Raw genomic sequence first — 21,854 nt, 5'->3', positions numbered from 1 at the left:
ATTTTTACCCTCGCTTCAGCATACCTGGATACGCTGTTGTAATGAAGTGAATATTGCCTAGTGGTTTGACAGAGCCAGAGACTGTTGCAGGAATGTTGGCTCCTGGCAATGTAATAGATTCTGCCCAATCTCCATTGGGCTTACAGCCATCTTTCACATACGCTTCTCCAATGGCTGCTATTACATCGTTGTAAGTCATTATATCAGGGAAGAATGAAGAGGTTTTTTGGGCTTTTGGGTTGCCTATAAGATGGTAAGTCGCTTCGTATGGGCTATACCATGCAGTTGATGAAATCTGATTTTCATCTAACCATTCAAAATCGTACCCTTCTTGTGCGAGCGCTGTGGAATGGAATCCCGTCACGCCACCAAACCGTGTGTCTGGATAAAAAATGTGATCCTTATCAATTTCGTAACGGCACACTTTGTTTTTTGTATTTTCAAGTGTAGCTGTATAAGTTATGGCTCCAATACTTGCAAGGATAGCTAAGATTGCAAAGACAGCCGCAGCCTCTCCTATGCCGCCACCACTAGAACCAGCACCAGCAATAAAACCTGATGGATCTTGCATCATGACTGGGTTTACATTTGCATAGATATATTTGTGTAATGATAAGGGTTGCTCTACTGACCCTTCGTACGTGTCCATTCGACCAAAACGTCCACTGCCCGTATCGTAGAAACGCTGACGTAGATAATAGTCTCCTAAACCCTTGTCAAACTGCTCCCCGGCAAACAGATATTTGTTTTCTGTGTTGCCTGTTTCGCCTATGGTTTTACCGAAAGCATCATAACGGTAGTCATTCAGGATAGTTCCCTGGTCATCCGTGAGCAACCGAGTGCTACCTAAACCATCCACCAGATAGAACGTCGTTTGATCGCCCTGGGTCTGGCTAATCAAGTCGTTGCCGTAGGCGTAAGCAACCTGCACCTGTCCATCGGGCGCGTATTCCTCCCACACCTGGGCAATCATCCCTTCATCCAGCAAGAACCGCGTTTCTACCCCATTCACTGTGCTGCTGACCCGAATCCCCTGGTCGTTGTAGCGATACTCCATCTGCTGCCCATTCACCGTCGCAGAAATCAACCGCTTCTCGTCATCCCAGACATAGGTGGTTATGCCCGATGCCTCAGTCTTGGTCAGGGTGCTGCCATTGTTGTCATAGGTATAGCTTACTGTGACCGCACCGTTTACTTTTTCATTCAGCAGGCGATCGTTGATGTCATAGGTATACTCCGTCTCAGTAGTAACCCCATTCGCCGTTTCCTTTTTCCACTGACGGTTGCCCACCTCATCGTAACTATAGTCTTGGGTCAAATCATTCTGAGTCCCGGCGGCATCAATCACTTCCTTCGTCAGGCGATACAAATCATCGTAGGTATAGGTGAGTGTTCGGGATTCCCCATTTTGGAATTCATCGATTTGGGTGCGGTTGCCTACCTGATCAAGCGTGTACTCATAGCTTGCCAGCTTTGTGGTGTCCCGCCAGTTTTCTAACTGCTTGAGGCGATTCAAGTCATCATATTGGCGAGTTTCCTGAGTACCATTGCCAAAGGTAGTTTGAGTCAGGTTGCTGACAGCGTTGTAGTCATAATCGGCTTGCAGCGCCCCATTCAGTCGCACCACGTCTAGGCGATTGCGTTCATCGTAGGTATAGGTCGTGGTGCCAGATGCGGTGGTCAACGAGGTACGATTACTGGTGGCATCATAGCCATACCCAATCGAGCGTACTGTCTGGTCATTCCCCAAACCGAGGATATCAGTGCGTTGAGTCAATCTGTCGCGCACATCGTAGTCATAGTCGTAGATCGCTGTAGTTTGTCCCGCCGCATCCACAAACGAAACTGTGTCTTGCAGATTGTTGCGGGTATAGGCATAAACGACCTTGGAACCATCGGCAAAGGATTTCTGCGTCAGGCGGTTTTGCTCATCGTAAGTAAAGGTGAGGGTCTCCCCGTTGAAATCCGTGACCGTCTGGGTGTTGCCCACTGCGTCGTAAGTCATCGTAGATCGCTGACCCAGGGACAACACCGTGGCAACCCTGCGCCCCAGGATGTCGTATTCGTAAGTGGTGCGATGGTCATTGGCATCTTCCTGCCAGATTAGTTGTCCCTGCTCGTTGTAACCATACTCCGTCCATTGCTCCAACGCATCCTTCACCCCAGTCAGCCGACCCAAATCGTCATAGCGATACTCAGTGCGGTTGCCATTTTGGTCTACCGCCGCAATTCGGCGACCCAGATTGTCATAATCCTGAGACATGATGCTTTGGTCGGCAAAGATCGTCTTCACCATCCGTCCCAAATCATCGTAGACATAGCGGGTGGTTTTCCCCAGCGCGTCGGTCACTGCCGTTTGCTGTCCGGCTTGGTCGTATTCATAGCGGGTGGTGGGATTATCGCTCAAATCACTGGGTGTGACATCTGCCGCAATCACCGCAATCTGCCGTCCTGCGGCATCATAGCGAAACTCAGTGCGATTACCCCGCTCATCAATCTGTGCTCTGACCATGCCGTCGATAAAGTACTCGGTGCGGCTGAGATCGTTGTCGTTCCAGTTATCCGGGGTGCTATCCGCCAGGATGGTTTCCACCATCCGTCCTACTTTGTCATAGACGTAGCGGGTTTCTCTGCCCAATGGGTCAATATCCGCAATCTTGCGTCCAGCATCGTCGTAGCGAGACTCCATGCGGGGATTATCGGTGGCATCGTTCGGTGTGCCATCCGGGGCAATGGTTTCGATCAATTCACCCTTGTCGTTGTAAACCGATTCCATGCGCCGACCGAGGGCATCTATCACCGCCACTTGACGACCCAATTTGTCGTATTCGTAGGTGGTGGTGCGATTGTCAGCATCGGTCATGGTTTTCACCCGACCCTCATCATCGTAAGTCCAGGTGGTGAGCAGGGTTTCAACCGTGCCATCAGCTTGGATGCGATAATGCCGCTCCGTCAGCTTATCGCCGCGTTGATTGTAAGTGTAATTGGTGATGTTACCCTGAGCATCCTTCACCTCATAGACATCGCCGCGACTCGTGTAGGCAAAGCTGGTGGCTTCTCCGTTTGCATCGGTAACCCCTTTTAGTTGCCCAGTTGCGTCGTAGTTGTACTTCGTCACAACTCCGTCTGCATCTTTGGTTTCGGTCAGATTGCCGTTGCTGTCATAGGCATATTGAGTCGTGCGACCTAACGCATCGGTTTCACTCAGCAAACGGCTCTTGTCACCGTAGGTGCTATAAGTTTTCAGCCCCAAACTGGTTTCAGAGATTAGGTTGCCCTGGCGATCTCGCTGGGTGACAATGCCCGTTTCTTCAAAGATTTTGTTACCTTTGGCATCGTATTGGTAGCGGTTAGTAAAGCCAATGATCACATCATCGCCCAGGTTCTCGTCGGAGCGATCTGAGATCACCGTTTCTTCGGTGACCCAGTTGTTGGCATCGTATTTGCGCTGAGTGACTTTTCCTTCCGCATCAATTTCAGTCAGCACATTGCCGCGATCGTCGTAGACATAAACCGTTTCATTACCCAACTGGTCTTTGACAACCTGGCGATCGCTGCTCATGTCGTAGGTCATCACGACCGCTTTCCCGTTGACATCGATGATTTCCTTCAGGCGACCAGTCTCGTCATACTCAGTTCTTGCCCCCGTGCGACCGAGTGGGTCGATAATTTCTCTGAGGAAATGAGAACGGCGATCGCGCCCCCCATCATCAGTGCCGGGAATCTTTGGGTCATCATAGGTGGCATCGTAGACCATGCGAGTGACGTTGTTTTCGCGATCGCTCACACTCACCAAATCCCCTTGAGCATCATAGGCATAGCGCACCAATTCCCCTTCCGGGTCTTTCACCGACGTAATCCGCCCTGACCCATCGCGCTCAAACGTCACCTGCTGCCCCGTTGAACTGGTAATTGCCGCATCCGTATAGGTGAGCGTATTGCCATTCGTATCCTTGACCGTCAACAAATCCCCCGTCTGAGCATCAATTCGATACTGGGTGCCATCCTTGCTGGTTAGCACATACACGCCACCAAACAGGGGGTCAGCCGGATTGAACGGTTGCCCCTGGAAGCCCCTGTACTTGCCATCTGCCGTGCGAGTAAAGAACTCCTTCGACTCGATCGTCAGGGTATTGGTCACCCCCTTGTCTCCCACAAAGGTTGGTTCATAGAAGTACTTGGTAAACAGCCCCAAACTCACCCCATCAATTTCTTCCACGGGCTTGGCTTGGAACGAAAAGGCTTGCCGCTGCCCACCGGGTAAGGTAATGAATACTTTCGTCTGGTCATCAAAGGCAGGATAGCGTCCTAAGATTTCATCTTCCTCAGATCGCTTACCTACACTGGTTCGCAAGTCGGTATCGCGAAACTCCATCCGCCAGCCATAGCCAAAATCATCGAAGGTTGTGCTGGTCAAGGTGTCGTAAGTGCGAGTCAGCGTAATCGGAATCCCCGTCACCGGAATCGACAGGTCGGTAAACGATAGCCGGAAATTGCCCAGTTTCAAATCCCCTTGAACACTCACCTCATCGTCGATGGTGACAACCCCACCATTTGCTCCATAGAGGGAGAGCCGCACGGTGTAGGCATCATTTTGCAGTAAGGATGGGTCAAAGGTTGCTACTTCATTGGCACTTATTCCACCCTGCTTTTGCGTCAGGGTTTGCCATTGGTCACTCCCCACGGGTGCCACTTCCAGTGTGTACCCGGTCACTCCTTCCCCACCCACCGAGAACTGGGTGGGAGCGGTCACGACATCGGGCAAATCAAAGGTGAGATTGGGAGTGAAGGTGGCGGTGGGATCAATCACCTCGATCGCCAGATTGGCAGTGTTTTGGTTCCCGGCTCCATCGATCGCCGTGGCAACTGCCTGGATAAACCCGGTTTGATTCAGGGTCACGGTTGCCTGTCCATAGGCATCTAGCATCACCGGAGTGCCATTCACCATTAGGGTCAGGTTTTCTACCCGCACATTATCGGTTGCCCGTGCCATCAAGGTGACGACGCTGCCTTTATCGACCAGGGTTTGGGTAGCAAGGACAGTCACTTTGGGCTTTTCGGTATCTGCCACCACGTTCAGCGCAAAGGTTTGTTGCACGGTGGCACCCTGGCTATCGCGAACCGAGATCGTCACCGTCTGGGGCGTTCCCACATCGGTTGCTTGGGGATTCCAGACTAGCCGTCCGCGATCGTCTAGGGTCATGCCTTTGGCGGTGGATGCGGCATCGAGTTGATAAGTGAGGCGATCGCCATCCACATCCACTGCCCGGACATCGTAGCGATAGGTGGTGCCCAAGAGTGCTGATTCTGGAGCAATCGATGCAATTGTGGGTGCATGGTTTTCCTGCACAGTGAGGGTAAAGCCCTGTGCTCCGCCTAATCCCTGTAAGTCGATGGCTCCAACCGCCACCTGATAAGTGCCAATCACCGGACGATCCCAGTGCAATATTCCGGTCATGGGATGGATTGTCATCCCGGACGGACCTTCTAGCAACTGATACGTTAAGGCATCGCCCGCATCAGGATCGGCGGCAGTCACCTGATAGGTGTAAGGTGTGTCAGTATTTGCCAGGAAGACGGGCGTAGACGAGATCGTGGGAGCCTGATTGACAGCCGTAGTGCTCACCTCGACTGTGAAGCGCTGGGTCGTGGTTCCCCCCTGCTCATCGGTGACAACTACTTTCACTTCATGGAGTCCAAGCTGTGCAGTCGTAGGTTGCCACTGAATCTGACCGTCGTGGCTAATGGTCATTCCCTGGGGGCGGGTACTCAGACTGTAGGACAGCCCATCTCCTTCCAGGTCTGTTGCCACAACTTGATAGGTGTAGGGTTGGTTCTGGGCAGCCCGAGTCACCGGAATCGATGAAATTGCTGGAGCCGTGTTCGCCCCTCTAACCGTCAGGGTGAATGCCTGTGTGGTACTCAAGCCATTGCTATCGATTAAATTGACTGTAACGTCATGGGTGCCAATTTGAGTGGTACCCGGATGCCAGCGCAAAGCACCCGTGGTTGGATCAAGCACCATCCCATCCGGGGCTTTCACCAAACTCCAAATCACTAGATCCCCATCTGGGTCACCTCCAGTTAAGTCATAGGTATAGGTCCGATCTACATTCGTCACCAATGTCGGAGCTGAGGTAATTTCAGGGGCTTGATTGGATGCCTGATGCGTGACATTGAGCCAGTAAGTTTGAGTCGTAACAAAGTTTCCATCGGTAATCTGAAGCGAAACCGGATGGGCACCTGATTGAGTCGCCGTGGGAACCCATTGAATTAAACCATTGGCTGTCATGGTCATGCCTGTAGGAGCCGTCTCCAGACTGTAGGTGAGCGCATCTCCATCGGGATCATTCACCTGAACTTGATAGAAATAAGCGTTGCCTAGTCGCGTGACGGTGCGAGGCATTGAAGTAATCAAAGGAGCTTGATTGGAGGCGGCTGGATCAACGATCAAATTCAACTGCTGAAAAGCTTCTCCCCCTTTTCCATCAGTGGCTCGAATCGTAATTTGCCACGGCTGAAGCGCATTTGACTCTACCCAGTTGAATGCCCCACCCACCTGATTCGCCTCAGGGATCCAGGTCACCCAACCCATGACTGGATCAATCGAGACGTTAGTAGGGGTAATTGGACTGGTCGAGTCTGGCACAATCTCATAGGTCAAGGTGTCACTATCGAGGTCAATGGCACGGGACTGATACTGGAATTGTTTACCAACCTGGGGATGGAGTTCTGAAGGTGCGGACGAAGTAAAGACCGGGGCATGATTACCCGCCTTGACCTCAACTGTGAAGGCTTGCAGGTCTAATCCACCTTTGCCATCCTGGACTCTAACAATCACCTCGTGCAGCCCAACTTGAGCATTGGAGGGTCGCCAGGAAATCGTGCCATTGGGGGCGATCGCCATCCCTTCAGGCTGTAACACCAGATCAAAACTGAGGGCATCGCCATTCAGGTCAGTCGCCGCCGCCCGATACAAAAACTTCTCACCCGCCGTGACGTGCTCAATGGCAGTGCTGGTAAACTGGGGTGCAACGTTATTGGTCGCATTGACCGCAACATTCGTATTGGCAAAGTCAATCCCAAAAGCCGTTTGTTCTGCTGAGATTGTCACATCCCGATAAACCGGAGATAAGGGTGAAGTTTGTGTCCAACCGGGCTGCAACTCTTGAGCAATCCGGTAAGTTCCAGGCGCAAGCGTAAAGGCATAATTACCCTGAGAATCGGTATAGCTATAGGCTTCACCCACATCCCGTTGCCCATCCTGATCCAGGTCTACGTAAACCAGCCAGTCTGCCATGCCCCGCTCATTCTGGTCTGATTTACCCAGTCCTCGGACAATCATCAGATTATCCAACCCCGTCCAACCATTAAAGATGAAGTCCCCGGTTACTGGGTCCGTGGTGGCTCCCCAAGCCCCGGCATAATCATCAATGAAAATCTCCCCCGTCGAGTTGATTGGGTTTCCTTCGGCATCCACTTCATAGGCGGTAATTTGTCCAACATTCCAGTTGGCGACCAGCATCCTGTTACCGGATTCAAACCCGGATGCAGAGACAGGCACATAGACAAAGCCTCCGGGTCCGTAACCAACGGTTGTTTCATACTCCAGGGAGTCAATCTGATATCTCGGCGTACCGTCTGGAAAAGTTCCACCAACTGAGTACTGAACGGTGTAAAAGGCGTTGCTAGGATAGTGTCCGGTTGCTTTGAGTTGTCCTGCCCCTCCAAACCCATCGGGGACAAAGGTTAACCCGCCCAGGGTATCAGGCAGTGTTTGATAAGGAGTCCCTCCCGGTTGAATCTGATTCACCCCCCCCGGTGCCCATTGGTTTGCCAGCAATACCCGATCTGCGGTGTAGACCAATCCTGCATCGTTGTAAGGAGCATCAGCATAATATTTGGCGGCATAAGGAGTCTCTGGATTGCCATCATCATCAAACCCAATGATGTGTCCGCCCTCTCCACGCAGGACCTTCACTTCATACAGTGCTCCTCCTCCACTAGCAGCGCCGCCACCTACTAGCAAAGTATTCGGGTCAATTTGACCTGACGCATTCTGTTTGAAAGCCATTGCACCCAGAATTCCAGTCACTCCCTCCGGTTTACCTAAGTCATAAGGGGTATAAATATCTTGGAAGCGCTCACCCACAGTAACCTGGTCATACGGCGTGAGGTTACCTGGATTGGTAACTCTGCGTTGTCCATTGCCATCCATGTCTAAATAAACACTGCCTCGGATGGTGCCTGGAGTCACACTGCTGACCTGCAAATCAAAACTTTGAAATTCAACTCCACCCCGACCATCGTCTACACGTACTTTAACGGTATGCGAGCCTGCAAGCGGTGTTGCCCAACTGATTTTGCCCGTTCCAGGGTCGATCGTCATCCCATTCGGTGCATCAGCCAATCGATAGGTAAGAAGATCCCTATCGACATCGATCGCGTCTACATCATAAAGATACCAACGAGAGGTGTAGGCGGTTTGGATTGCTTCAGTGACGATCGATGGGTTGTGATTGCCAGGGTCTGGATGAACACGGACATTAAAGGATTGTTCAGTCTCGCCACCTTGCCCATCCTTCACTCCAATTCGGACAGAATAGCGATTATTTTCTTCAGCTTTAGAGGTGTCACCATTCCCTGGAGTGATAATTGCTGTCAGCCCTTTTGACTTCAAGACCTGGAAACTGTAATCAGTCACAGTCGGAGAGTTCCCAACAATTGCTAGAACGTACTCTCCATCAGTCGGCAACGTCATTTCAAAATCGCCAGTGATGGTACTAACGCTATACAGTGGTTGTAAATGACCGGGACGGTACAGTGTCCAGCTAACCAGGTCACCCAAAATCCCATCAAAATAGAGTTTCTGCTCTGCCGTTCCGTCAAACTTGTACAGATGAGTGGAGAAGCCAGGTTGCAGGGTTGCATTCACCTGCTGGTTAAGGCTTAACTCCTGAGCATCTTCAACATCCAACAGCCGGAAACGGTAATCCAACTCAGTATCTTGCTCTCCACTAATCAGCAAGTTGTATGTGCCAGATTCCGTTAAAATATGAGGACCATTGTCTCCAATCGCAGATCCAAAGGTATTAGAACTGAAAACCTGGGTTCCTTGAGGGCTGATCAAGCGAACTGACAAAATCCCAGGAGAGTTGAGAGGCAACATGCCATCGTAAAAAATCTGCTGCCCAACAGTACCCGTAAAGCTATACACTTCAGTTGCTCGACCCGCACTCAGCGTCTTAGAAACCATAACACCCATCTGCAATGAATTCTCATTTCCTCGTGGGTCTGGGGTTTGTGAGGGGAGTTCAAGAATCCGATACGAATAATCTCCTGTACTGGTTTCGTAAAACCCTTTGATCTGAACAGTATAGATACCTGTTTGTTGCAACTGAATCAGATTCGAGTCACTAGAAGCGTCAGTCCCAAGAACCTGAATTCCATCTGGGTTGAACAGGATGATTTGCACTGGGTCATAGTCTGCGTCCAGACTATCAAGATAAATTGTGGTTCCAGCATTTGCTGTAAACGTGTGCGCTACAACCTGCCCTGATGCGATAGTTCCAGATCGTACAAGTCCCAATCCCGTCGTTGCGATTGGCGATGCTGTTTGATCGGCTACGGTAAACCGATAGGTAACAGGATCATCCTGATTGCCTTGAATCGCTAACGTGTACAGTCCATTAGCGGGCAACATAACGCTGAAATCAGGATATAAGGCTGAAGGAGTGGAGATCACTTGACCATTTGGACTATAGAGAGTCCAATTTGCTTCGTTCCAGGAAGCTGCTTCCAGATCAAAATTTAAGCGTTGCCCGACACTTCCGCTCAACTGGTAGAGTTTGACTCCACTATCAGGATCTACCACACCTGCAACTGAACTACCGATGGGTAATTTATCAGCCGTAGCCAGATCCAGCAGCCGAAAGCGATAATCACCTGTGATCTCAGCATCACCATCAAGCACTAAGCGATAGGTTCCTGCTTCAGTGAGGATAACCGGAGTTCCATCACTGTTCGTAGCGTACTCAAAAACCTGATTTCCTGTAGGACTAATCAGTCTAGCTCGAATGTCGCTTTTGCCGATAAGACTGTCAAAAAATAGTGCTTGTCCAACAGATCCTGTGAAGGTAAACTCATCTGATTCTCCTACTTTGCTGAGAGTTCCAGATAAAGTGCTACCTAAAGTCAGAGCAGTTACTTCAATGGTTGATGATACACCTTTAAATCTGTAATTAACTTCAGCCTCAGAATTTCCTCGAATAGCCAGGACGTAGATTCCGGGGGCTGAAGCGATAAATTCAAAGTCTGGAGATGAATTGAGTGGGGCACCAATGACTTGGTTATCGGGACTGTAAAGAACCCAATCACCATTGTTCCAAGAGTCTGCTGTTAGATCAAAATACAGCCGTTGCCCGACGATCGCCTCAAATTGATATAAATCCACTGCTTTCCCTGAATTCAGGCTAGCAGTAATCGGTGTATCCAGTGTCAACTCAGGGATATCCTCTAAGTCAATCAGTCTGAAGTTGTAATTGGCAGTAGTATCACCATTGCCATCAACCACTAATTGGTAAGTGCCTGTTTCTGCCAAGTAGAAAGGGTTACTGTCGCTTGTACCACTAAAAACTTCTGCCCCCCGGGAACTGACTAACTTAAAATTGACTCGATTATCGTGAATTAAATTATCAAAGTATAAACGTTGTCCTGCTTCAGCTTTGAATGTAAATGTGTCGCTTTCCCCTGGTTCAGAGAAAGTGCCACTCACAACCTGATTTAACGTCAACGGTGCCGAAACCGATTCAGGAGTGACCAGTTGGAATTGATAGGTGAGGTCGCTACTACCATTACCCCGCATCACCAGTAGATATTCTCCTGTGGCAGGCAAACTAAACTCTGCATCGTTGTAGATGTAGTTAGATGCAATGGATTGTCCTCCCGGTCCAAACAAGTACCACTCATTGAAACTGTCAATCTGCTGGTTAAGATACACATTCTGTTCAGCATTGCCCATGAAACGGTAGACATTGCTGTGAAGGCTGTCTATCAGTTGTCCTATTACCAATTCATCCAACTGAATCAACTGGGTATCCGCTTGATTTAACAACCGGAAGCTGTAACTCCCGATTGCATCGCCATAGCCATCAACAACCAACCGATAATTGCCACTCTCGCTGAGAGTAAGAGTTTGAGCTAAGCGCCCGTCATTTTGAATCTCGTTGCTGTAAATCTCGCGACCACTGGGACTGTACAGCCGAACCACTAAATTGACGTAATCAGCGCTCAAGGCATCCAAGAAAAGCTGCTGCCCAGCCGTTCCAGTAAAGGTATAAGTATCATTTTCTCCAGGTTCAGAAATGGCTCCACTCACAGTTTGATTCAATGCCAGGGGTGCTGTAACTAATTCTGGAGTCACCAGGCGGAACTGGTAGGTGAGATCGCTACTGCCATTGCCCCGCATCACCAGCAGGTACTCTCCGGTTGCAGGCAAACTAAACTCTGCATCGTTGTAGATGTAGCTAGATGCAATGGATTGTCCTCCCGGTCCAAACAGGTACCAATCGTTTGGAAAGCTGCCTGCCTGCTGGTTGAGGAAAATAAACTGTCCTACACTGCCATTAAAGCGAAAGAGCTTCGTTTCTAAGCTATTATTAAAACTTCCTGCAACGTTCGTATCAAGAGAGATCTGAGTTGCGGCAGATTTGTTCAATAACCGGAAACTCACATTGCTTTCAGCAGCTGGAGTCCCAAAAAATACCAGATAATGAGTGCCTGCTTCATTCAGGGTTAATGTTTTGGCTAAGTCCTGGTCATATTCAGCATCACTATTGAATAATTCTCGTCCACTTGGAGTCACCAGGCGAACAGAAACGTTGGGATCGATGCCGTTGAGGGCATCGTAATAAAGTTGCTGCCCTACTGCGCCTGTGAAGCTGTATACCTTAGCAGCCGTGGCAGGATTTAAGGTGACATTGGTGACGGCACCCAGTGTCAGAGTATTTGCGGTAGCTCCCACATCAATCATCTGATAGCTGTAACCACCATTTCCTGTGAATTGCAAGGTGTAAGTCCCTGATTGCTTGAGCAGGAAAACCTGCGAATCTCTATTGGCAATATCAAAGGTGATCCCGCTTCCATCTGGAGCCACAATCGAAGTGTACACGTCCCCAGAGCTTCCCCGACTATCGAAATACACTAAAGTGCCAACAGTCGCTGTAAACGTTCGAGTCGCAGGGGTTGTCTCTGTGCTGGTGCCACTATAAACCGTTCCAAACCCACTCTTCGTCACATTCAATGGGGCAAGTGAGTTCACTTGAACGCGATAGTTCACCGCACTATCGCTATAGCTCCGTAGCGCTAGAATATAGGTTCCCGTATTGGCGAGTTCGGCATCAAAGTCAGTCTCCAGATATGCAGAGCGAACGACTGAATTCCCAGAACCATACAGCACCCATTCTGCTCCATATTCAGCCGATAGGCTATCAAATCGAAAACGTTGTCCAGTGTTGCCATTAAATTTGTAAAGCTTGGTGGTTTGGGCAGCCAAACTATCGGTGATGGGAGTGCCTAGTGTAATCGAAGCAATCGTTGCTAAATCAACCAGTCGAAAGCCATAATTTCCAGTTGTTTCTCCAGAACCATCTACAACCAGTCGATAGGTCCCACCTTCAGTCAGGGTAAAGGGTTCTGGCTCTGTTGTACGTAGATCACGCTCTAGAAGTTTTACTCCACTTGGGCTATACAGTGAAGCACCAATGGAGTAGTCGCTTAGCAAGGTATCTAAGTATAGTCGTTGTCCATTGCTGCCGGTAAACGTATAGACATCCTGTTCGCCCTTTTCTGCAATCGAACCCGTAACTGTAGAACCGTTAGAAGTGATTGCAGTTATTCTGGTTTCTGGGGTGATGATCCGAAATTGATAATCGAGCGCCTCGGCACTGTACCCATCCAGTGCCAGGGTATAAGTTCCCGTTGCTGAGAGCGTGATTTCAAAGTCAGATCGAATATCAGCGATATAAATTTGTTGATTTCCACCGTCATAGAGCGACCAGACTCCTCCACCGGAACCTGTTTGAGAGTCAAAATAGAGTGTTTGCCCTGCGGTGCCTGTGAACGTATGCAGGTGAGTTTCCTGACCCGGATTGAGTTGTCCGCTGTAGTCTGCATCCAGGCTGATTACCGGAGCCAGTCCTGCATTGAGCAGGTTGAAGCTGTAGTTGCCAATATTTTCCTCATAGCCATCCACGACCAGTTGATAAGTTCCGGCTTCAGTCAGGGTGAGCAGAATGACTGCTGCATTGACTAAGTTCAAGTCCAGAAGCCTCACTCCACTAGGACTGTGGAGTGAGGCACTAATGGAGTAATCGCCGGATAGACCGTCAAAATAGATTTTCTGTCCGATTTCTCCAGTAAAAGTGTAAACGTCTTGTTCCCCTTTCTCTGTGATTGAGCCACTCACCGTGTTTGGATTGGCATTACTCCCAGGGGTAATGGGTAGAGTTGTGGTTTCAGGGGTGATGACGGTAAAGGCGTAATCTACCATTTGGTTGAATGCAAGTCGTCCTTGAATCGCCAGGAGGTATTCTCCGCTCTCTGGTAAAACAACTTCAAGGTCGGTGAAGCTATAGCTGGAACTAATGATCTGATTACTGTTGTTGTAAAGTACCCAGCCAAGATCTCCCTGATTGCGGAGCTTATCAAAAAACAATCGTTGTCCTTTGTTGCCCACAAACCGGAAGATATCATCTTCTGTCCCTGGTGTTAGCTGTCCCTGGATGAGAGTATCGAAGGCAGCAATGGGGGTCAGGGCCACATCGATTAGGCTAAACCCATAATTCCCAGTACCGCTGTCTCGACGGCTGACTTTAACGTGGTAGTTGCCAGCTTCTGCCAGGGTGATGAGGGCATTTTCAGTCCAGTGAAAGTGGGTAGAACTATCTCCAATCACCTGACGACCACTGGGACTATAAACTTCTAACTTCCAACTTGAAGCCTGACCCGAATACAGCAAGGAATCAAAATAGAGCCGTTGCCCCGCAGTTCCAGTGAATGAGAATTCATCAACCTGCCCAGCGGTATTGATGTTACTTCGCACTGTGTCCCCCAAAACTAGAACAGCAGAGGGTTTCCATTGCACTTGTCCAGTGTTGGGATCAAGGGTCATGCCATCTGGACCTGAAATGAGACGGTAGGTCAGTGGATGATCTTGATCTGGGTCGGTGGCATCTGCATCATAAGTGTAGGGTTGGTTGATATAGGCATCTACTTCTGGAGTGGATGTAAAACTGGGTGGGCGATTGGGTGGTGATTGCAGGACCGATAAGGTGTAGGTTTGGGTGGTTGTCCCCCCTCGACCATCGCTTACTTGAACAACCACTGAATGATTTCCAGTGTTGGCAGCGGTTGTCTCCCACTGAATTAACCCTGTCTGGGCAACAACTGTCATGCCTGGCGGTGCCACCAGTAGTTTGTAGATCAGCCGGTCCTGATTGGGATCTGATGCATGGACCTGATAGGTGTAGGGTTTGCCTGCAACGACTTCTGGCACGGGTTGAGAGTTAACCGTAGGATCCTGATTTAATTGCGCCAGAACCACAAGATCATAGGTGAATTGAACCTGGTTGGGGTTGTAAAACACCAGGCTGCGGATGCTGGTTAATTCCGCTGGATCAAGTTTGCCATCTGCGACAAGGGAACTGAAGTTGTAGTAGGGCAACCCTTCTGGCGTATACCCATCAGGATTGCGAACCACAACACCAGGATCACTAATATTGCGAATAGCCACCAATAATGGAGCATCCACACTGTAGGTACCGCTATTTTGGATCGCAATATCCGCGTATAACAGTTCCAAGTCCGCGTTAAAGGTTGTGAGGCGGTACTCCACGTTGATACTGGAGGACACATCCGCTAGAACCAGGAATTTATCAGATTGAATCGGGTTAGGGGGTGTAGCAGCGCCAGGAATAATCCCAGTGGACGACTGAGTACCCAGTGGTGCATCCGTAATCGCAATATCCTTGACCCGGACTCCGGTAGTCGTATCGCCATCATTGTTCACCAGGCGGAAAATCAGCGTCGCCACCGTCCCCGGTTGAATTCCCGTCAGGTTTAAGCTTACCGTTTGAGTCTGACTGGAATAGGTGGTTCCGGCTCCCAGTGCCACAGGCTCCCCTTCAGTCCAGTTGAAGAAAGCATCTCGCCCTGGAGCAATGGTATGCACCAGCGAGTTGCCATCAGCATCCACGATCGCTACTTCAAAGGCATCCTTGATGGAATCTAAGTCGGTGGTGTCGAAGGTCAACGGGTCAATCTTAAAACTGAGAATTGACGGTTGAGTAATGGTGAAGGTCGTCGTCTGCTGTGGGCTAAAGTTAGCGCCTTCGCGCAGCAGCACATCCACAGAGATAAAGAAGGTTTGGGTAGACGTTAAACCGCCTGTATCAGTTACTGTAAGAGTGATTGAATAGATGCCGGATTGATTCGTAGAAGGGGTTCCCGATAGCTGCGCTGTGCCATTTCCGTTGTCTACAACTGTTAACCAACTGGGGAGATCGGTTGCCGAAATGGAGCGAACCGTGTTTTCTGGATCTGTGGTGGCAATGGGATAGCTGTAAAGGGTGCCCGCTTCAGCACTACGGATGGGCGTACTGACAAACCGGGGTGCTTCGTTGATGTCGGTCAGGTTGATTACCAATGTCTTGTCGTAGAACAAGTCAGGGGTGCCGCTGTCCGTGGTTCTCACACGCACCGTATAGGTAGAAGTTGCCTCAAAATCGAGTCTGGCATCTGGTGCCACCTGAAGTTGGTTGCCCACCAGTTGAAAGCGTCCACCTGCATCATCGAGCAACGTATATTGGTGAGTATCAGCCGCATCTGAGTCGATTGCGCTCAGTTGACCAATCACCGTCGCGCCCACACTATTTTCAGCGACGGTATTGTCACTCAGCAGAATGTCCGTGGGTGCCGCATTCGTAGCAAGGCGTGTGATGGTGATGGTGGTGCTTTGCTGATTTCCAGCGCTATCAACCGCTTGTACGGTGAAAGCATTAGTGCCTAACGCTAATACCACACTCGCAAAAACAAACTGACCCGATGCATCGGCGATCGCGGTGGTGCCTGTTTGCTGCAAGGTCACGGTTGCGCCTGCATCGGTCTGCCCCATCAAACTAACCGTGGCGTTGGTGGTTTGCTGGTCGCCCACAGGCGTGGAATCAAAGGCAGGGTCTAGGGCAAAACTGAGCGGCAGGGTGGTATCGAGAACAAAGGTGAACTCAAAGATCTGGGAAATATTGCCGTACTGGTCGCTTGCCTGGAGTCGCAGAGTATGTGCTCCATCAGGCAGGGTACTGCCATAAATTTGTTCTAACCGCTCCCGTGTAAAGGTAAAGCGTCCATCGGCTCCGCGATCTGAGAGCACATCAAAACTGGGGCTGGCGACCCCAAAACTGGCGTTGAATTGGGCGATCGCACTGGCATCTGCCAAGGTGCCCATAATTGTTGGATCAGCCGTAATCAGATCAGCGCTAATGCCGGTGTCATTGGCTAAACCAGCCGCAATCACTGGTGCTGCCATATCTAAATTCACAATCACAGTGAATTGCTGGGTTGTGATATTTCCGGCAACATCAGTGCTGGTAAGCGTCAGGGTATGCGCTCCGTTCGCAATTCCTGCGAAGTCGATCGCCTGGTCAAAACTGCTGCCTGTGAGCGAGATTGGAATTTCTGCTGAATCATCAAAACGATAGCGGAGGGTGGCAATCTCAGTCCCAGTTCCATCCGCACTACCAACCAATCGAGCATGGTTCACCAGCGTGGCATTGTCAGCAATGCTGGTGACAGACAGCAACGGCAGGCGCGTGTCCACGGTGATGGTTAGCGGAACCGATACCGCACTGGTATTGCCTGCTGCATCGGTTGAGATAGCTGTGATTTGGTAAATCCCATCACTCAGTTGACCCGTGGATAACTGCCAGGTGCCATCGCTCGTGGTTTGAGCGACGGGAATACCATCAACCAACAGTTGCACTACACTGCCTATCTCCGCTGTGCCCACAATCATCGGAGTGTTGACGCGGGTAATGTCATCGCGGTTGCTACGTCCGCTATCATCGGTAGAAAGCAGGTTCAACCCTGGCATTGTCGGTGCCGTAGTATCAAGCGTGAAAGAAGCAGTGAAGGCATCCGAGAGGTTGCCAAACTCATCTTTAGCTTTGAGAGAAAGGGTATGGAAGCCGTCAGGCAGGATTCCTCCGTAAATTGCGTTTAGTTGAGCTTGGCTGAGGCTGAAAGACCCATCGGCATTGAGGATATCGGTAATGTTAGTCAACTCGGTCGCATTTTCAAATCCTGCCCATACTTCGACAACCCGGCTGCGGTCTGAGATCGCCCCTGTAATCTTGGGGTCCGACGTAATGTGATCGGCATTAGTAGCGCCATCCGGTGCGGTGTCGCGAACAAGCGATGCGGTAATCACGGGAGCCGTAACATCCAGATCTACCGTCACGGCGAAGGTTTGGGTTGAAATGTTCCCTGCCTGGTCAAGGCTAGTAATAGTCAGGGCATGAGTGCCATTGCTAATGCCAGTGAAATCAATTGCCTGGTTAAATCCACCCGCCTCCGTGAAAGAAAGAGGAATTTCAGCGTGCCCATCGAAGCGGTAGGACAAAGAAACCAGGGCTGAACCCGTTCCGTTAGCGCTGCCTGCTAGCCGGGAACCATTCACCAATGGGGTCGTTTCAGGGTTTGTGGCAAGCGTCAACAGAGGAATCGTCGTGTCGATCGTCAGTTGCAGTGGCTCGGATACGGCACTCACATTTCCTGCCGCATCGGTTGAGAGTGCGGTGACGACATGCATCCCGTCCGCCAGTGCGGGAGTTACCCACTGCCAACTGCCATCGCTGACAATTTGACCCATAGGATTGCCATCCACAAAAAGCTGCACCGTCGTGCCCGCTTCTGCAACGCCCATGATTGTGGGCGTATTTGTCCGGGTAATATTGTCTGTGTTGCTTTGCCCGCTGTCGCTAAAGTCTGCGAGATCAAGAACAGGAGCAGTAGGCGGTGCGGTATCGAGCACAAAAGCAACGGCAAACACTTGGGATAGGTTGCCGTTGGTATCCTGTGCTTGCAGCCGTAGCGTATGGGAGCCATCGGGCAGCGTCCCACCGTAAATGGCTTCTAGTTGAGCGCGGTCGAAGATGAATTGCCCATCTGTCTGTCGTTGAGCCGTGACATCGATAAAATTGGTTGCCGGGATAGTATCAAAGCCAGCCCGAAAAGCAACGACTGCGCTGACATCAGCAACCGTGCCGCTGATGGTGGGATCAAAGGTGACCTGGTCGGTGTTGGTATTGTTATTCGGTGCCGTATCGCGCACTAGACCCGCGACAATCACGGGTGCCTCTTCATCCAAGGCGATCACAACATTGAATTGTTGGGTGGTGACGTTGCCTGCCAAGTCGATCGCCGTCAGGGTCAGAGTATGCGTCCTATTGCTGATGCCTGTGAAATCAAACGCTTGATTGAATGCGCCAGTACCGTCAGTGATAAGGGCAATCTCCACTCCAGTATCAAACCGATAGCTGAGAGCCGTGATGCCAGAGCCGGTTCCATCCACAGATCCCGCCAATCGAGCATTATTGGTCAGAGTAACGGTGTCGATTGGAGTGGTAAGGGTCAACGTGGGCAACGCTGCATCGACGACAACAGTGAGAGTAGTGGAATGGCTACTGACGTTACCCGCACTATCAGTCGCGATCGCCGTCAGTTCATGGGTGCCGTTCGGGAGGGGTATAGAGGTGATTTCCCAAGCGCCATTCGCATCGGTTACAGCTTCTCCTACCGCCTGATTGCCTTGATAGAGTTGAATGGTTGTTCCAAGCTCTGCATTGCCTCGAATGGTGGGAGTAGTGATGCGGGTGATCCGATCTGCGCTGCTTTGCCCACTGTCGCTGCCTGCGGCGAGTTGCAATTCGGTTGGTGCAATGACCGTAGTATCGAGGGTGAAAGTGAGGTTGAAAAGATTAGAGCGATTACCGAATTCATCTTCTGCCTGCAAACGCAGGGTGTGTAGTCCATCGGCAAGGGTGTCACCCAATACTTGTTCTAGCTGAGTGCGGGTTAGTGTGAAAGTTCCATCGGCTTGGCGTTGGGGCGAGATGCTGACAAAGTTGGCGGGGTCGGTGCTGTTGAATCCAGCGCGGAAAGAAACTACTGAATTGGCATCGGTGAGACTGCCGCTAATGGCAGGGTCAAAGGTGATTCGGTCGCTATTGGTACTGCCATTCGGGGCAGTGTCACGGACCAACACTGCACTGATGATAGGTGCTTCTGTATCCAGGGCAATTTCAACGGTATAGGCTTGAGTGCGAGTGTTGCCAGCAACATCCACTGTTGTTAGGGTGAGGGTATGGGTGCCGTTTGCAAGTCCAGTAAAGTCAAAGTTTTGGTTGAACTCACCGACATTGCTCAGAGAAACAGCAACCCCTGTCCCCGTATTAAAGCGGTAGCTCAATGAGGCAACTGCCGACCCGGTGCCGTTGATGGTGCCTGCAAGTTTGGCGTTGTTTTTCAGCGGAGCAGCGATTTGGGTGGTCAGAGATAGCTGTGGTAGGGCGGTGTCAATGGTGACGTTAAGTGGCGAAGACGTGGCACTGGTATTTCCTGCAATATCGGTGGCGATCGCGCTCAGAGCATGAGTCCCATCTGCTAGTTGGGTTGTGGCAATTTGCCAGGTGCCATTCGTAGATGCGGTCGTTTGACCGATAATCTGTCCGTTGTTGAATAGTTGAACGCTAGCGCCAGCTTCTGCCACACCTGAAACCGTGGGGGTGTTAATGCGAGTAATTTGGTCAGTGCTGCTTTGACCGCTATCGCTGGCAACAGTCAAGCCGAGGCTGGGTGCCCCAGTTTGGCTATCAAGGGTAAAACTGATGGCAACGTTGCTGCTACTGCCGTATTTGTCTTTTGCCTGTAAATATAGGGTGTGCTGTCCATCGGGCAAGGTGGTGCCGAAAACGGTATTGAGTTGACTGCGGGTCAGAGAGAAGTTGCCGTTCGCGGTAAGGCTGGAGCGGATGTCAATGTAGCTATTGACTGGGGCGGTGTTAAAGCCTGCTTTGAATTCGGTGATTTGATTGGGGTCTGTAACGGATAGATGACCGCTGGTATTGCCAGCGCTGGCACCCACTTGAATCCCCCAACCCGTCAGGGTAATCGAGCCTTGAATGCTGGGGTCAAAGGTAATCCGATCCGTGTTGGTCGTATTGTTGGGGGCGGTATCGCGGGTCAGGGTGGCAGTAATCACTGGCGGATTGCTGCCCAGTTGCAGATCTGCAACTCCCACGACCGTTGCCCGACCGTTAAACAGGACGTTACCCTTTGCCCCAATCGTCCCATACAACGAAGAGTTGCCGTTGGAGGTGTAGTTGCGAGCAGTCAGAAATGCGCCACGGGTGTCTGCCGCGCCGTTGTAGGTGATATTGCCCTGGGATACCACTTTCATGTGGTTGGCAGCATCTAGATTTGTGGTGGCTCCATTGAAGTTAATGTCGCCGCTATTGTTTGCTAGCAGTGTGGAACCCCCAAATCTGGCACCCCCGTTCATGTTGATCGTGCCGGAGGACAGGACGGATAAGTTGCTAGATTGAACATTTGACAGGTTAACGTTGCCGTTGTTGGTTACCAGCACCACGTTGTCAAACACATGACCGCTGCCGTTGAAGTTGATGCTGCCGTTATCAACCAGGATGATGGTGTTACGCAGAGTAATGCCATTGGGAATGTTCAGCCCGCCGTTGGTGACGCGCACAACCGTGGGTTGAGCCGCAGTGCCCGGTGCTGGAAATTTGCGGTTCCAGTCGGAGGCATTGTTGAGCGGATTTTGAGCGGCGTTAAAGATGACAGTCGGGGTGCCAGCAGGAATGCGGCGGTCAAGCTCCTGAGATTTTACATCTGCATAGGCGGGTACAAAGAGGGTTTGCTGGGGGATTACAGGCGGCGGAATTAAGCCTGCATATTGACTGCCGTTGGCATTGGTAATGGTGTAGCCCTGTCCAACAGTAACGGCGTTATCGACCAGGATAGGTCTACCATTCGCATCGCGCAACACGTTACCGTTGGCATCCCGACGTACAGGTAGGGTATTGGTTCCGTTGATAGTGAAACCTGTGCCAGCGTAGATCAGGGCATCGTCGTTGGGATTCAGCGCATCTCCATCAAAGTCGCCATTGCCATTGACGGTAAAGGTGCCTTCTGCCAGGATGGTGAACTTGGGTAGAGTGCTGGGAGTGCTGGGAGTGCTGGGAGTGCTGGGAGTGCTGGGAGTGCTGGTAGAACTACTGCTGGACTGGCTGGGGATAGATGCTGCGGATGTAGTGTAGGCAGCAATTGTTTGGGTGGAAATGGGGTTGCCTGTAATCGGATCTTTACCAGGCTGTGTAGGGCTGGATCTGACAGTTTGAGGGGTATTGAAAACAGTGGAGTTGTCCAACGGCAATTTAGCAGTGGATTTAGTTTCTGCCAGAGATTGAATGTCGGCGGGTTTGGTCAGCGGGTCAATGTTTGCATTGGGAGCGGTTGAGGTCTGCGAGAGTGCCTTACCCAAACCCAGAAATGAACTACTATCCAGCAGGGATGCTTCTTCTAGAAAAGGTTTGGCAAAGACATCTTTGCTGCTTTGGTTCAAAGGATTATCGGAATTTGGCATGACTAATCTCGCAGGGGTAAATGAACCGGAGGTGAACGGTTAGAAAATGGGAGGGAGTGATTAAAAATCGGCAGGATAAACCCTTGCATATCGGGTGCGTAGGTCGTCGATATACAATCATTGGAATAGAAATAGGTAA

1 protein-coding gene is annotated in these 21,854 nt (G+C 50.7%); it reads right to left on the bottom strand.

Translation table 11 applies throughout. The features are described 5' to 3' along the window. Positions 1-4 precede the first annotated feature (4 nt). Positions 5-21,715, bottom strand: a complete 21,711-nt coding sequence (locus AB3R30_RS20085) for an Ig-like domain-containing protein (RefSeq protein WP_458650998.1) — start codon at positions 21,713-21,715, stop codon at positions 5-7. Between the last annotated feature and the right edge of the window lie 139 nt (positions 21,716-21,854).

Source organism: Sivoneniella epilithica UHCC 1019, assembly GCF_040830845.1.
In the GTDB taxonomy this organism is placed as follows: Bacteria; Cyanobacteriota; Cyanobacteriia; order Leptolyngbyales; family Leptolyngbyaceae; genus ULC077BIN1.
The sequence above is the reverse complement of the archived record's forward strand: the minus strand, read 5'-3'. Positions and strand labels throughout refer to the sequence as shown.